We start from the raw sequence: 15,508 nt of genomic DNA, 5'->3' as shown, positions 1-15,508 counted from the left end.
TAATTGCCTTTAGTATCAAGACGATGATGGGTATGCAGGAGCAAATGTGGTAATCGGACCCTTTATTAATGCCAGCGCTATTTTATTTGGTGGCATTCTCGGCGCGCTGCTCAGCCAGCATATACCAGAACGCATTCGGGTCTCCATGACCTCTATTTTCGGGCTGGCCTCGTTAGGGATTGGTATCTTGCTGGTTATCAAATGCGCCAATCTACCGGTGATGGTTTTGGCAACGCTCGTCGGCGCATTAATTGGCGAGTTTTGTCATCTCGAAAAAGGGATCAATGCTGCGGTAGCCAAAGCGCAGCAGCTTTTCACCCGCTCGGACGCCAACGTTACGCACGAATCCTTTATTCAAAGCTATGTGGCTATCATCGTGCTGTTTTGCGCCAGCGGTACCGGGATCTTCGGTGCGATACATGAAGGGATGACAGGCGACCCGAATATTTTAATCGCCAAGTCATTTTTGGATTTCTTCACGGCCATCATTTTTGCCTGTTCGCTGGGAATCGCGGTATCCGCCATTTGCATGCCGATGCTGGCAATCCAGCTAACGCTTGCCACCTGTGCAGCACTGATTTTACCCCTGACGACGCCAGCTATGATGGCCGATTTCAGCGCCGTAGGCGGTCTATTGCTGCTGGCAACCGGTTTGCGTATTTGCGGCATTAAGATGTTTGCGGTTGTGAATATGCTTCCTGCCCTGCTGCTGGCAATGCCGCTTTCCGCCGCCTGGACGGCATTTTTTGGCTGAGAATGCGTGCATTAGCAGCAATGTGGTGATAGATTGTGCAGTCTGCATTGATTTGAAGAAATTTCGTTGACGAAGCGAAGCGAATCGGGTTTAATGCGCCTCGTTGCCCGGATAGCTCAGTCGGTAGAGCAGGGGATTGAAAATCCCCGTGTCCTTGGTTCGATTCCGAGTCCGGGCACCACTATTTAGAAAAACCAGCCTTAGGGCTGGTTTTTTGCTTTCTGGGACCGGGGATTTTTGGTTGCTCTCAGCTCAGACATTACCATCCTGCGTTTCGTATCCCGTCTGAACATTCCCGTTAGTAGATCCCTGCCCCTCCGGTTACTGACTCCTCATCTGTTAGCCCCCAAACTTTCAATGATCATTATTCCCAGCATGTATACATTTCTGGTGAATTCATCAAGGTAAGCTGTATCTGGTCTTTGCCCGGTCAGACGAAGGTAAGCATTATCACTTCTCCTCTGCGCAGGGATTTAGCGCAACAGACTCATATCGATCTTTTCGTGAATGGCAAGGATCATCTCTCGTACAGCAGCAAAAATACTGTCTTCACCACGCTCAGGGAGTTTTGCCCATACACTTCCGTCATTTCCCCAATCACGAGGAATACGGTTTTTCCCTTGAAGATCGAAATCCCTGCTCCAACATGACCAGGTTGTGTAGGGTCCCCTAATGCGCAATTGAGGGAAATTCTCTGTAATTGAAGCTACTATTTTAGCAGCCCTCTCTTCTATATGAATAATCTCTGATATGCCAAAGAATAAACTGTTATAATTTGAATGTTCAAACTTCCAGTATAAAGAGTAATTACCATCCGCACTTAATGGACTATAAAAATCCGTACTATTTTCCAATAGGACTTCAATAGAACGATAATCGATGAAACTTGCATTTAAATCATAGACAAACTCTTTGAGTAAATCGCTGCGAACTTTATTCATCTGGTTAAAAATCATAAATGCCGATTCAATAGAATGACCATCCTTGCGGATGATTTCTGACAACTCACGACTATTATCCATTATAAACTCACCATTAATCGACTGGTTGATATATTTAATCAATGATTCAACAAATATTCTGACTGCACCAGCCCGAACATGTAATAAACACGTATTTAGCCATTCGACGACGTCATACCATGATATTGTAAGGATATGTTGCCTTATTGTTTCCTGAGTATTGTCGGGAAGAGACCATTCACTCGGCTCGTGGTTACATAAATAAATTAACTTCCAGGGCCTTTCACGTTTGTTCAGCCATAGCGCATAATCCCGTAACTGGTTTTCCTGATCTGCTGCCCATGGTTTATTTTCGATAGCAATAACACCTTCTGAAGAGGTCAGTAACAGGTCTATCTTTCTTCCATTTTCGATAGTGACTTCATAATCAACCCTGACTTTATCTCCGGTAGCTACAGGGCTATCGTGTCCACTCTTTTCTATGAGGGAAAGAAATCCCTTTAGAAACAGTGCTGACTGCCCATGAGTTCCATCAGGAGAAAGCAAAAATCGTAGATAGCGTGAAAGAGCCAGTTCATCATTCTTCAGCCAGTCCATAAGGCTGAAATCAGGTGCCAGCTCGGCCTGATAGCGTAATTTAGCCAGAGCCGTCACTTCATTCCATCGTACAACACTTTCCAGAAGCGTCGCTGCATTCTGCAGCTGTATCTCATTCATTGTCTTACTCGTTACAAAATGGTGTTCTGTACCTTAATGTCGCGCTCGGTGAAATCAAGGGAAATCGAGAACAGTCCTGATTAGCATCAACACAAGACAACCGTAGTGGTAATCCTCGAAAAGGACATCCCTATTTTCTTAATAACAAGGTAGAATTCTGGTAGGTTTTATTTGATCATTTTGTGATGTATTCCGATGTAATGCTCGATATGAAAGTTTTTTGTAAGGCTATCCAGTCAAACCGCGCTTCTCAAAGGCAGTTCATAAGCAGTTTTAAAGGGATTGAAAATCCCATGTCCTTGGTTCGATCCCGAGTCAGGGCACCACTTATTCAGAGCTTGTTCGTTAAGAGATAAAATCCTTAACGGGTAAGACAGCAGTCCCCATACGGCATGATGATGGTACTCGTGTTACCACATCAGTTGAAAACGGGACTTAAATCCAGAGAATGCGCATACCATTTTCTGGATTTTTTTATGTCCGCACTTTACCCGTTCAAAAGCCAGTATCTAGCCCTTTCCCTCGTTCTGATCGCTAACGCTGCAACTATTTTCCGGTTCCTCAAATTCACGACAAATTAATGTGATGCTTTCCATGGGAATTGGCTCTTCTGTTAGACCACACCAGGGATGCCCATTTATCGACTGATGAAACCGGCAAAAACGGCACTCACCAAACATTCTGGCCCCCTGATTTTTCTGCATACTCCGAAGATGGGCCAGAAAAACTGTTTTCAGCTGTTCCTCAGAAAAAGCTAATGAATCCCACGGGTCCTGCAGTGTCTCCTGCATGATGCTATGCCTCACTTCACTCGCTTTGGATGTCAGAACCAGATGGACAACCCGTTTATCCTTGCCGTCATTTTCTCTTCTAATCCAACCTTCACGCTCTAGTTTATTCAGGGACTGCGATACCGTGCCTTTAGTCAGCCCGAGGTATTCCGTGGTTGCAGCGGGCGTATTGGAATAACCATTGCATCGCATTAAATAGAAAAGAATCTGAACCCATGTTGTGGGGAGTCCTTTCAGTTGCGGATGGCGATAAAAGCTGCCCATTTGCAGGCTCACCAGGCGTTCAAGAATATCAAAGAGTGTCACAGTTACCTGCCTCTGCTTGCCGGGATACGTGCTGGATAAACAAACGTCCAGACTTTCTAACGATAGGGATTTACTGTCATCAATAGTATCGATTCAAAACCATATTGACAATATTTTCAGTGTGTGTGTAATATCAAATGGTATCGATTCGATACCATTTGATATTACACAAGGAAAGTCATCATGAGTAAAACAGCCGTTTTCTTTCATGCAGGTTGCCCGGTATGCATAGATGCAGAACACCAAATCGCACTGGCACTCGATCCCGCTCAATACACGGTAGAAATCGTTCATCTCGGAAATGATAAAACCCGACTGAATGAGGCCATCGAAGCTGGTGTGCAATCTGTTCCAGCCCTGGTACTGGATGGCGGTATCCCGCTTCACATCAACTTTGGTGCGTTTATTAAAGATCTGCTTTAAGGATAAAAATGAAACGTATTGCGATTGTATTAGCAATGGCTGTAGCCACCTCTGCCGGTGCACATGGCAATGAGCCTCATCAGGGCGGTATTAAAACCAGCACCGACAAGGCTGTATTGGCTGAGTTTGATATTGTGCACACTAAAGTCACTACCGAAGGGAATGTTGCCACCTTCCATATGGCAGTTTCCGGCAAGGCAGGTAAAAGTAAGCCTGCAGTAACAGGTAAGCTGGCGGGAACGGAAATTTTCTCTTATGTCTGGCCGACAACGATCGATCCGTATGAAGTGGGATTTGAACATAAGGCCGGTATCCTGGCGCTGGCGGTAACATCCCATCCTGATCTGGATGATACGCCGCTGTATGATGAAAATGGCGATGGTAACCGCAACAATGATGGCGATCTGTGGCATACCCACTGGGTGGTGCTGAAGCCTAACGAGGTCTGCGGGCCTGGCGCACTGGCCGTAGTTGATATTCCTGAGGGACAAAAACCCCGGCTGCCAAAAACCTGGCCTGGCTTGCCGGTATTGTTGGACAGTCCGGGCTGGAATCCTACGCTGACAGGTGAAACTGTAGAAGTGAAAGTTCCGTTCGATAATATTGGGGTGGTCACTGCCAGCCAGTTTGATGGTGTAACTGCCGGGCTACGAGTTAATGCCTCCGTTCATGCGCCGCTACTTTGCGTCGAGGATGTATTTAAAGTGGCCTCTGGCAAGCTGACGCTGCCGGGGAAAGTAAACCAGTAACGGAAATTAACCCGCACCACAGTGCGGGTTCTGGAGTTAACATGAATATCATTCGTCATCCGCGAGCACCAGCATTGACAATTGAACGCTGGTTTAATACGTCACAGCCGATAACCCTGGAATCATTACGCGGCAAGGTCGTGGTAATGGAATCATTTCAGATGCTGTGTCCTGGCTGTGTTTCCCATGGACTGCCGCAGGTTTCACGTGTGTATGCCACTTTTCCACAGGATAAGGTGGCCGTTATTGGCCTACATACGGTTTTTGAACATCATGAAGTAATGACCGCACAGGCACTAGAAACCTTTCTATCAGAATACCGCATCCCTTTTCCCGTCGGGGTGGATATGCCGTCTCCTGACAGTGATGTCCCCCAGACCATGCTGTCCTACGCTATGCGCGGTACACCTACGTTGACGTTAATTGATCAGCAGGGATACCTACGCCAGCAATATTTTGGTCAGGTAGACGACCTCGCGCTGGGAGCAGAAATCGGGGCGTTATTAAATGAGTCGTTGTCTGTTTCCGAGGACGCGTCTATGGCATCAGGGTGCAGTGATGGGCAGTGTGCACTATAGAGGTCCCGATAGAGATCCTGGCGTTAACCTTTTAGGGCACTCAGTGATAATTCCTGATAAATATTATTAATTTTTCATGATTTTATAGCGGAGATCATCAACCAATTTTATATAACCAACTGAATCAGTTGATGATCTTTGGCTGGCTTATTTCCAGTGCTACCGCCCTCGAATGGCATTTTGTTTCAGCAGCGTATAACGATTAAGAAGCTGGTTAAGCCGTATATCGAGCTGCTGATACAAAGCGGGTGACACACTCCCCTGTTTTTTTAATTCCTCATCGATTTGACGCAACAATTCTTCTGTCGGCGGCGTTTGGTCAAGCTGGCGGCGGATAGTGAAAATGGCTGATTTCAACTCCGACCCCGTCAGATATTTACCCTTGCGTTCATCAAGCGCATTTAGCTGGGCGGTTAACGCTTCCAGCCCCTGCTGGGCATGATGCCAGTTTTGCAGAGCACTTTCCGGCAACGCTTCCGTAGTTAACTGTTTCTGTAATCTGCTCGCGATTACTGTCGTCTGCGATTCTTCCGGCCACAGAGTGACTAACTGCTGCGCTAATGATGCAGCGTATTCCCGCGACCACAAAGGTGACAAGCGATGTAAAACGTCCAATTGCCCTTGCGTTGCAGCAATTATATCTTGCTTCTTCCCCTTCAAATCTGAGGACTGCTTCAACGTGGACAATTGTTCAGGTGTCAGCACCTGCGGCAATGGCTTAACCAGTTCATATCCGTCAGCTCGCATAGGGTTGATACCAAGAAAAGCGCCTGTACTCACCACTGCTGTAACCATGACACCGATAGCAAACCCCAGCCACATGCGTCGGGTTCCATGATCGATTTTGGTCGCTAAAACCGCTGTGCTCGATTGCCCGGACGACGCTGGCTCATTAACCACAAAGACCAGTTGTGGCAAAGACGTCGCAACGTTATTTGTTGCACCTGGAGCCGGTATCATCACTACGGCCGATCCCGAATCGGGATCGGACTTCTCCAGACGCAAAGCTGCATTGTGCATCCAGGTCACGACAGCCTCCAGTTTACTAAGCGCTTTCAACTCAAGACGTTGCAGCACTTCGCAGGCATGTTTTAAACTCTGTTCAACCCGATACACCATGGATAAATCAGTATATGACAGCGTTAGCGTACGCAATTCTTGCTGTAAACGGGCTGAGAGCCATGCCAACATCTCAACGCGGGCATGGGTTTGCTGTGGCCATATTGCATTCCAGTGGTGCGTCAGTAAGACCTCCAGAAGTTCCGCGCATTCGGCAAGTCCCACCAGTCCCGCATTACGTATTCTGGCGACGGTGTACCAGGACAGTGTTTGCAGTTCGACGCCGTTATGACGAAACAATGCGAGGCTTAACTGTTCAACTTTTTGCCAGTCAACGTCCGGGCGCGCGGGGTGAGTCAGCTTGCTGATTTCATCGCGTAACAACCCGAACTCCGTGAAAGCACGCGGGTCACCACCGGTGCTGATGCGATACTTATCCATGTCAGTACACTCCAGTCTCAAGCCAACCCTGCCTCTTAAGGTGACGGATAAGAACCCGCCCCTCAGGGGTAAAATCAGTACCATAGCGAACAATGCCAAGGTCTTGCAGTTCAGCATCAATGGAATAACGCAAATGCCCCGGAGTTTCCTGCTCCTGCATCGTTACCTGAATACCTTTTAGCCGCGGTTCATACTTCAACAAAACCAGAGAAAGCGTGCTGATAAGCTGATGTGCCGTACCTGGCATTCCCTGGAGGATTTTGGTCATATCCGGCAGACCGTAATCGGGTAAATGTTTGAGGCTACCGGCACGAGTATTCAAAATGCGCTGCATATTATCCAGGACGGATAAGATGACCTGCGTGTTTTCACTGACCGAGTGCAAAGGGAAACCACCGGAAAAATTACCCAGTAAGATGTCATAAAGAGACGGCTGCTTGACCATTACTCATCCTCCTGCGCCAGGAGTGCCAGAGTCCGGGTATTTAATTCAAGCACACGCGCCTTATCAGGATCGAGATCTTCACGGCTTAATACCACGCGCCATGAATCTTCAGACTGTTCGGGAGAAATAAACATCCCCGCCACGGCAACATATTGCGCTTCCTTTTCGAGTGGAATATCGACAGTTACACTTTCACCAGGACGTATCAAAACATCTTTCTGAGCCAGTAAATCTGTTTTCACCACCGTGCTATCTTGCTCAAATAAAGACTGATAATTAGCCGAATCAAACGCTTTACGATCTTTGAGTTGGTAAATACGCACAACCGTAGAAAGCGCTATGCCCTGCGCATTTTTATTAGCGCCTTCTCTGGCGGAAAGATCCAAATGCAGCGTTTTAATTTCCTTATAAAAAATAGACTTCGTTAATGACACCGTGCCTTCAGATACTTTTTGTGTCAGACCACATCCAGTGACCACACTAGTCATTCCGGTTATTACGGCAAAATTAATAGCGATAATCGCCAGTCTCATCGGCTTCCCTCCGCTGATCATGTTGACTAAGGCTCTGCCAAAGCCCAAGTCTAATTGTTATAACTTGATTCTTAGCTTCCGGGTTATCCAGACGCAAAACGGCCGTGCGGCCAAGCTGTACTGCCCGTTCACATTTGTTACTGGTAAGTTGAGCGTCCGGAAGCGCCGAGCGAGGAATGCGTAATTGCAGCCTTGCATTGACTCTGGCGCCTAAATACACGTGCATCAGCGCGAGAAAATCATGATAAAGCTGGCCGCCCGGTAACCAGTCGCGAACCTCATCGGGAACATCCGTTGTAAGAGTAATAAGCACCTGGCTGTTAATATCTACAGCGCTATGTCCCATCACCGGGCGAGAATGGAGGCTAACGGGTTGCCGCGTACTCATTTTTAACGGCTTATCCTGCAGGATTAAGCGCTTATCATGAGGAGTCACGGTGATATTTGTTGTTGGCGATAATAAAGATACCAGCGCGGATATACCTTCCGCCGTACGCGTTGGCATTCTCATGATTCCCAACAGCGCCAAAAAACGCGATAACGGAGCCTCGGTTTGCGTGGCGCATCCCCGAATTCCCAACCCGGTCAACCCCAGTAAATATTGTGATGTTTCATCTGTAGCGCCTGGGCGGAAGGTCGCCGGATAGCTGTATTTACGCCAGATTCGATAAAACTGCGTAATTAAGCGATGGTTAAAAATATCCAGAAACTCAGCAGCAACGTCCGAACCTTCCTGACGCTGGGCAATATCATCCTGATAGGTTGTCGGCAGCGGCGATTCCACGCCATACAATCCCATAAAAGTGACACGAACCGTTGGTGGAAGTATGGGTTGTAGCGGATCATATTCTGCATTTTTTAGCTCCCCCGCCGGGAACCCCATCCCGGGATGAGGACGAAAACGAATGGTATCGAAGCGCGGACTTTGTTGGCTTCCAGGACTTGGCGCTTGTGGATTCCACTGTTCCAACAACTGGCAGAAACGATAAAAATTAGTACGGGGTAGGTTTTCACCAAGGCTATTTAGCAGCCGGGTAGTCGCTGATTGTGATTCTCTTTCCATCGCAAGCTTTTCCCTGCCGGCTGTATGATTAAAGTAAGCTGATTAAATAAGTGAATATCCGCATACAACGCAAAAAAGCGGTTAAGCATTTCACCAAACAGATGAATATCGCCCTCACCGGTAAATCCGTTCTCATCAAGCGTTATTTCGATATCCACACCACGGAGTAAAAATCCTTTTTCAAAGCGCTGTATTTCATGTTGCTGAACATCCATGATCGCATCCAGACGACGATAATTAAGCTCATCGTCCTGCCAGTTATAGAGAGACAACGTTCCTTTGAGCACTTCTGCGCTGGCCATCATATTCAGAAAGCTGGATCCCAGGTGGCTCAACACTCGCCAGTGAAAACGATCCTCTGCGGGAGGATAAGCAGGTAGTGTCGGCTTACACAGATTGCGCACGGCAATCGGCGTCTGGAGGATCTGCTCGCAGCGATTGAGCAATGAACTCTGCAAAGCTCGCCTGGGTAGTTGACCGTTTGTTCCGGTCACTTTTAATGACAAGGTTTCCTGCTCAGCAAGACGATCCCGCTCCCAGGCATCTCCTCCAAGGATCAACCATGTATCATATAATCCGGATACGCCGCGTCTGACGCGAGTATGGTAATAACGCTCTGGCGCGTTACGGCGCATCATGCCTCCCTTATGGCGAAAACTGGTGAAAGGAGCATAGACGGCGTTATGCGTTCGCTGTGAACCAGAAACCGCATCGACTGCATAAATTTCCGTATGTCCATCCTGCAACCTGCGCGGACGCAGCAAATATTCGCTTTCTAGTCCATTAACCACCAGTGGATCAGCCTCCATAGTGAAGAGATTAATCACCGGAACGCAATGAAGACGAATATTTTCACTCCCCAAAGGAAGCTCAGAATTCCACTGTTGAGTCAGTACCACCTCTATTTCAAAGCAATCTATACCAGCAGGAAACATTATCTTTTCCAGACCGTTAAGATGGACAAACATAAATTTTTCGCGGAACGTAAAATACTCAAGCAATAATTGCCAGCCGCCAAACGCCGTATCGCCTTTTGGCCATAAACTGTCTTCACTGGCAAATCCGCCAGGTGAAAAGTAACCATCCAGTCGAATACGCTCTACGCTTTTGGGGAGCCTCAGATAAAGAGAGGCCAGACGCTTTGTCAAAGCAAGGTGCAGCGCATGGGTCACCGGCGCATCACCACTCAGGTAAAAACTGAGGCGCGTCAGATCAGTTTGCGACCAGTCCATCTGTGGATTGCACTTTATTCGCATACGAATGACCGAGCGTCCGTCAGGTTCCGCATCGATATTCACCGCCGTGACAGACAGCGGATTGAGCGTGACGGGCTGTGTAGTACGATACTGACATACCGTTTTTTTAGGACCGACGGGCTGTGACAATACGCCAAACCTCGCATTAATCCTCTCGCTCATTTTCAGCACATCAATCTCAGGTAAAAGCTCGACAATACTTAAGGAAGGAATGGTACGTAAATAATGAGGCCACAGCAGACTCATCAAACCTTCGGTAAATTCAGGAAGATGATCGTCAATTTTGGCCCGCAATCGCCCCATCGAAAATGCAAAACCTTCAAATAATCGCTCCACATAGGGATCGGGAATACCAGCTTTATCCAGATCCAGCATGGCTGCACGATCCGGATGCGCCTGCGCAAACTCTTTTGCCGCTTCCCTTAAATAACGCATTTCCGCGTCATAATAACGCAGAGTTAAGTCTTCCATTTTACAGTTCGCTTATTTTGTTTTAGCCACACAAGACGGCAGCTCTGGCAGGATCAATGGCTACCAGTCCGGACAACAGTAAGTCCATCTCTGGCATCAGACGCGCTTTGTCACTTTCACTGCGATTGGCTTTTAAACGCAGAAGTTTCAGCCGTCGCGCTTTTACTTCAAACAGCAGTTCAGGCTCCCATTGTTTGAGGGTGAGAGAGTGTGCTGTCGCATTCAACTCGCCAAGCAAATGCAGCGCGAGATCGTTGCGCCCACATTGTTCCGTCAGGCGAGCCATCAACAGTTGGCGTAACCAGCGTTGTCGACGTGAAATCACGCCGGGGCGAGCCTGAAGCCAGGCGAGCGCGGCTTCAACGCCTTCGCTATCCGCCAGCGCCAAGGCCTCGCTTTCAAGTAGCAGGATATCGTCGTCCGCCCCTGCGGTAGCCGCAGTGACTTTTTCCGTCTGCCAGTCACTTTCCTGCAGCACCTCACGGGCGATCCACTCACGCGTGACGTCATCGGCAAAGGGCATTCCGTCGTTAAATGCCAGCGTTTCCAGACCCGGCATCCGATGCAGCAACATTTTCAGATCGCTGATGATAATCCCGGCATTTTTATCCCATGGCGACCCAGCCCTCATTAATGCCTGATGAAGGTACCACTGCACATCAAGCCAAAAATGATTCACTCCCTCAACAAATAAGCTGTCAGTTAACTCAATCAATTCAGTCCAGCTTTGCTGCAAATAAAGACGTTTAAGCTGCGCACGGTAATCACTCTTGGGCGGTTCCAGACGTGTACGTCCGGCGCCATCTGGCGGAGGAAGCTGGCTGACCGTATCGAGCCGCACGCTTTTCATCAAATGATGCGCCGCCAGCCAGCCATCTGGCTGATCGGCCAGGTATTTGGCCAACACCCGTGCCTGCTCCAGTAACTCCCGGCCCGAGGCAATACTTTTGAGGACGGGAGTATCTGCGCTGTACCGAGCGGTTTGGGTGCTGATATTTTGTGGTACCAATGCCTGAGCACCGCCTGATTGGGCCAGACGGTTCTCCAGCGCGCTATACAGCGCTCCAAGCCCTGGGCGAATGCTCTCCTCTCGCTGATTAAATTGCTGGTCCAGCAACATCAGCGCACCGGCGATCCGTTGCGCGTCAGGTCGTGAAACTTCCGGGAATCGCGCCAGACTATCCAGCATCCGCCCGCCTGCTAACCATTCGAGGGCGGCTTTATGACTATTCGCTTTTAAGGGATGGAGAGTATCGCCATATTGCTGCATCAGGCCAGCCAGCAAAATCAGACCATCCGCCAGGCCGGACTCACCATCCTGGTGCAAACGCGCCCATGTGTAATAAGTGACAACACGGACATCCTTACAAGTGTTGATCAGGAGTTTTTCCGCAAGCTCAATGATGAGATCCGTTTGTGCGCCAGAAAGTTTATTCACCTCTTCCCGCATGCGCTGAAAATCATCGTCATAGCCCGGATCGTCACCCCCCGGGTTGGCTGCTGAAATTGGCAATAACCAGTTTTGCCATAGCGCAGTCTGCGTTTGTGCCTGTTCCATCAGTTGCTGTTGTTCATCTGTCGAATCCGCACTGGCGGCCAGTAGACGATTCAGAGCGCTCATTCTTCTTCCTCTGAGGAAAGCTTGCTGCTAACAATAAAAATTGCTTCGGGTAGTTCAAAATCGCGGAGTTTGAGTAATGCAAGGGGACCTTCACCCGCTTCCGTGCGCAGGGTATAGTTCAGCGGCAATCCATCTTGCGCAGTCCAGCGCAGGTTAAAACCGCTGCTCACGCCAGCATTATCAGTTATCTCCGCTTTCTCAAGCAGTCTTATCCAGCCCCAGGTACCGGGGTTATCTGAGTAGATTCGGGTTCCCGTACTCGTGCTCACCCAGCTTAGGGTTGCTCCTGACGCTTGCGTATCGGCAGGCCAGACAACGTTTTTCCACGTTGGCATCTGATTAACGTAGGTGAGTTTCTGGCCATCCAGCACGAGGTCTGTCTGCATCACATCTCGTGCCGTTCCAGGACGCAGTTCAAAACGAATCCCGGCTTCTCCACGAATAAAAGCGACATCCGCAATTTGACTGAGCTGGTCCATCGCCTCGAGGAACGCAGGATTAAATACCAGTCCCTGAGCATTCACCGTGTCGGCAACCCAGTGACTTCCCTGTTTATGCAGCACACCGCTTAAATGACTTTCGAGAAAATGCTGAATTCGGCCATTATCGCTTCGCAGATATTGCGCCAGCAGCGGCAGGGAAGCCTCGCTGCCGACATCACGGAACGGATAACGTCCACCGAATGCGCTGTTCCAGTCATTCACAATCAGCGCCTTCCATTGCGCATTCAGACCCGCCGCGGTTGGCTGCAACACCTGCTGCCATGACTGCTCCAGCGGCTGAACAAACATTGTTTGACCAAATCCACTCCATGCTTGCCCCAGACTGGCAGCCACCAGATTTCCATAGTCACGCGTGGTAGTGAGATCAACGGTTTTGCCCTGAAATACCGTCTGCGCCAGGGCCTGACTCATTCCCTGCGGATCGGCAGCGTTAGTAATCTGCTGGAGTTTCAGCCTGACCTGCGTTACCCGGGTCAGGTAGGTTTGCAGACTCAGAAGGCTGATATCCTGCCCAGCCGATTGCTCATCCATCAATGCCAGGATTGGCGAGAAGGTACTCGCCATAGGACCTTCTTCCCGTGCATGCTGGTCAATGGTCTGATTCTCTTTGGTGTTAAACAGATCCTTTGCCGACTTCACCAGTGAGTCCGACAATGCTTCCCCGGTTAACCCTGTACGTCCCTGAACGGCGAGCGTATTCATTAACGCAACCAGAGGAGACTGACGGATATCTGCAATCAACGTGAGTTGATCGATGGCATCACTCAGCGTTTGGGTGCGCTTCCAGCGAATACTGTTGAGAAAATCCAGCCAGTTGTCGGCAAAATCTATGAAGAAACGCTCGCTAAGACGCGCCTTTAACGCCTGTGGAGAGAGAGGGTCGCTTGCAGAGTGCGTTTCATCCCCCAGCACCCGATCCATCTCTTCCCGGCGGTTGCTTACGATTTTTTCTATGGCGGGCAAAACCTCCTCTTCCCAGGCTTGGCGGGTATACACGCCAGCAACCGAACTCCGGGTATAAAATACCTGGTCTGCCCGAGTATCGCCGGTCATGTCCTCCAGACGAAGATCGGTGTAATGCGGAGTCACCTGTTCAATGATTTTCTGATACAGGGCGGCTTCGCCATTGCGGATCCCCATCTGACGAATTAACAGCGTTCGCACCTGGCTAATAAGATTTTTATCGGCCGCTATTTTCCATTCAGGATGCGCCTGAAGGTTTTCTCCCCAGAATTGCCAGAGCCCCGGCCCAACGCCTTGCCATGATGCGCGCGAAATGCCTGCGCGCTCTGGCCAGTCTTGCATCAGCGCCTGACTAAAAAATGACGCCTCCATCTGTTCGGGCCGGGAGAGCATCAGATACATTTTCAACTGGTTGTAGGCGATCTTTGCCCGAGCTGCAAACTGCGGGCTATCCGGTGCCAGTCTCGTTAACGCCGTCAATTCCTGAGTGAGATGTTGTGCGGCTTCATCACGCAGTAGTGGAATAGCAATACGCGTATAACGCGGCCATAGGGCATCCAGCAGAGCATCATTTTGGCTCAAGCCAAAGCGGTAATACCACGGCACGCCATTCTGCTGACGCCAGCGAAGCATGCCCGGCGTTTGCTGAAGAGCGGATAGCGCCGTAAGACGCTCGGCGAGCGGTTTATCCGGACCGCCAGCCAGTCTCGCCTGGTCCAGGCTTTCGGTGATCATATTGCGATTAGCCAGGAAAGAAACCGCCATTCCCGCGCCCCATAGCAGCATCAAACCGGCTGTACCGACTGCCAGCACTCGAATTCCTGAACGGCCTGTGCGCTGTGCCTTTAGCTCCGCAGGTAACGCAGGGAGTGAATCAAGCAACGCGCGCCAACGCTCATCACGCGTCCAGGCATGCGCAACGCGCGATGGGGTACTTTCCGCATACTGGCTCAAGATTACCGCCGCCAGCGGCAGGGGCCGATGCGGGCTGAAAAAAGTGGACAACAAGTCGCTGATGGCCTCTGCATTAGGCATCAGCAAATTAGCCATTTTCAGTAAGAAGTTATCGCGGAGATTTCGCGTAACCTGCTGCGTGCCCTGCTCTGCCATCTGCATTGCCAACGAGGTCAACTGCGAACGACATAAAGCCGTGGTGCATTTTGAAGGGAGCATACACGTCGCAGAGTGTAAGGTTACGTTATCCGGTACAAATTGAGCGCCATGCAGCGACCAGAGGTATAACGGCACTCGCCAGCGAAGCGTGGTAAAAACAGCCAGAAGATGGCGGGCGGCCTCATCCATTTGCTGTGAAGTTAAGGGCACAACAGGGGCTGATTGAAGCAAGGCATCATGTTGCTGAAAAGTGTGGGTTACCCATACAACCCCATCCAGCGGGCGCCGATGCAGTTTGCGTATCGTATCAAACAGCGAGACATCTGGCGTTGCAGTGAGCTTACCTCCCCAGATTAACACCACGCCATCCCCTTCAACCCAGCGCTGGGAGGTGAGTTCAGGTACCAGTTGATCAACCTGAGGGGCATCCCCCATCACCAGCAGGATACGCGTTTTGGCGCGCCAGCGGCGACCGTAGTTATCTTTAAGTGTAGAGTAGAAGTTAATGAATATATTGCTGTCCAATGTGGCTACAGTATTATTTTCTACATTTGACTCATAAGCTGACTTCCATGGTAAAAGAAAATAAGCAATGGCTTTATATTTTAATAATGGTACATACGCTCCTAACACTGATTTCAACGCATTCACCTGCCATATTTTAAAAATATAACACAGTGCTAATAAAATCGATGTGATAACTATGATCCTGGTTGTTGGGGTTGTCACCCCGAAATACCCTCCGTAGTAATAAAGTACT

Annotated in this window: 13 protein-coding genes and 1 tRNA gene; 5 read left to right on the top strand and 9 right to left on the bottom strand. The window is 49.4% G+C overall.

Going from position 1 to position 15,508, the window contains the following annotated elements:
- Positions 1–46 precede the first annotated feature (46 nt).
- The gene (locus tag HV350_RS04185; RefSeq protein WP_016157451.1) at positions 47–754 is read left to right on the top strand and encodes a DUF554 domain-containing protein; all 708 of its coding nucleotides are present in this window, start codon (positions 47–49) and stop codon (positions 752–754) included.
- 105 nt (positions 755–859) lie between these two features.
- A tRNA-Phe gene (locus tag HV350_RS04180) sits at positions 860–935 on the top strand.
- Positions 936–1,227: 292 nt separating this feature from the next.
- Here the strand turns inward: HV350_RS04180 and HV350_RS04175 are convergent.
- Entirely contained in the window at positions 1,228–2,433 is a 1,206-nt protein-coding gene (locus tag HV350_RS04175) for a PD-(D/E)XK nuclease family protein (protein ID WP_181629855.1), read from the bottom strand.
- A 509-nt stretch (positions 2,434–2,942) separates the two neighbouring features.
- Positions 2,943–3,530, bottom strand: coding sequence for a MarR family winged helix-turn-helix transcriptional regulator (locus HV350_RS04170; RefSeq protein WP_181629854.1), 588 nt, complete (start codon positions 3,528–3,530; stop codon positions 2,943–2,945).
- A 183-nt stretch (positions 3,531–3,713) separates the two neighbouring features.
- On the opposite strand from HV350_RS04170, the gene HV350_RS04165 reads away from it, so the two are divergent.
- Genes HV350_RS04165 through HV350_RS04155 form a run of 3 tightly spaced genes read left to right on the top strand, consistent with a single transcriptional unit; the run spans position 3,714 to position 5,280 of the window.
- Positions 3,714–3,953: a thioredoxin family protein gene (locus tag HV350_RS04165; RefSeq protein WP_181629853.1), complete on the top strand. Its 240-nt coding sequence runs from the start codon at positions 3,714–3,716 to the stop codon at positions 3,951–3,953.
- A gap of 8 nt (positions 3,954–3,961) precedes the next feature.
- Entirely contained in the window at positions 3,962–4,702 is a 741-nt protein-coding gene (locus HV350_RS04160; RefSeq protein WP_046276181.1) for a hypothetical protein, read from the top strand.
- 41 nt (positions 4,703–4,743) lie between these two features.
- On the top strand, positions 4,744–5,280 hold the full coding sequence (locus tag HV350_RS04155) for a redoxin domain-containing protein (RefSeq protein ID WP_181629851.1): 537 nt from the start codon (positions 4,744–4,746) through the stop codon (positions 5,278–5,280).
- 159 nt (positions 5,281–5,439) lie between these two features.
- Here HV350_RS04155 and HV350_RS04150 read toward each other — a convergent pair whose 3' ends face one another.
- From HV350_RS04150 to HV350_RS04120, 7 genes are read right to left on the bottom strand one after another with little or no spacing between them, the layout of a single operon-like run.
- Complete coding sequence (locus HV350_RS04150) at positions 5,440–6,780, bottom strand: VasL domain-containing protein (protein ID WP_181629850.1); 1,341 nt, start codon at positions 6,778–6,780, stop codon at positions 5,440–5,442.
- Position 6,781: 1 nt separating this feature from the next.
- Positions 6,782–7,225 (bottom strand): type VI secretion system baseplate subunit TssE, encoded by a 444-nt coding sequence (gene tssE / locus HV350_RS04145; RefSeq protein WP_049268755.1) that lies wholly within the window; start codon positions 7,223–7,225, stop codon positions 6,782–6,784.
- Positions 7,225–7,758 carry a type VI secretion system lipoprotein TssJ gene (gene tssJ, locus HV350_RS04140; protein ID WP_181629849.1) on the bottom strand — a complete coding sequence of 178 codons (534 nt, stop codon included), beginning with the start codon at positions 7,756–7,758 and terminating at the stop codon, positions 7,225–7,227. Before tssJ ends, tssE begins: the two co-directional genes overlap by 1 nt.
- Positions 7,733–8,821, bottom strand: a complete 1,089-nt coding sequence (tssG, locus tag HV350_RS04135; RefSeq protein ID WP_181629847.1) for a type VI secretion system baseplate subunit TssG — start codon at positions 8,819–8,821, stop codon at positions 7,733–7,735. The genes tssJ and tssG overlap by 26 nt, the downstream gene beginning before the upstream one ends.
- Positions 8,782–10,548 (bottom strand): type VI secretion system baseplate subunit TssF, encoded by a 1,767-nt coding sequence (tssF, locus tag HV350_RS04130; protein ID WP_181629845.1) that lies wholly within the window; start codon positions 10,546–10,548, stop codon positions 8,782–8,784. Before tssF ends, tssG begins: the two co-directional genes overlap by 40 nt.
- Before the next feature lie 22 nt (positions 10,549–10,570).
- The gene (tssA, locus tag HV350_RS04125) at positions 10,571–12,169 is read right to left on the bottom strand and encodes a type VI secretion system protein TssA (RefSeq protein WP_047414987.1); all 1,599 of its coding nucleotides are present in this window, start codon (positions 12,167–12,169) and stop codon (positions 10,571–10,573) included.
- Complete coding sequence (locus tag HV350_RS04120) at positions 12,166–15,273, bottom strand: ImcF-related family protein (protein ID WP_225622977.1); 3,108 nt, start codon at positions 15,271–15,273, stop codon at positions 12,166–12,168. The genes tssA and HV350_RS04120 overlap by 4 nt, the downstream gene beginning before the upstream one ends.
- Positions 15,274–15,508 lie beyond the last annotated feature (235 nt).

It is taken from the genome of Citrobacter sp. RHBSTW-01013, assembly GCF_013781985.1.
Taxonomy (GTDB): Bacteria; Pseudomonadota; Gammaproteobacteria; order Enterobacterales; family Enterobacteriaceae; genus Citrobacter; species Citrobacter braakii.
The sequence above is the reverse complement of the archived record's forward strand: the minus strand, read 5'-3'. Positions and strand labels throughout refer to the sequence as shown.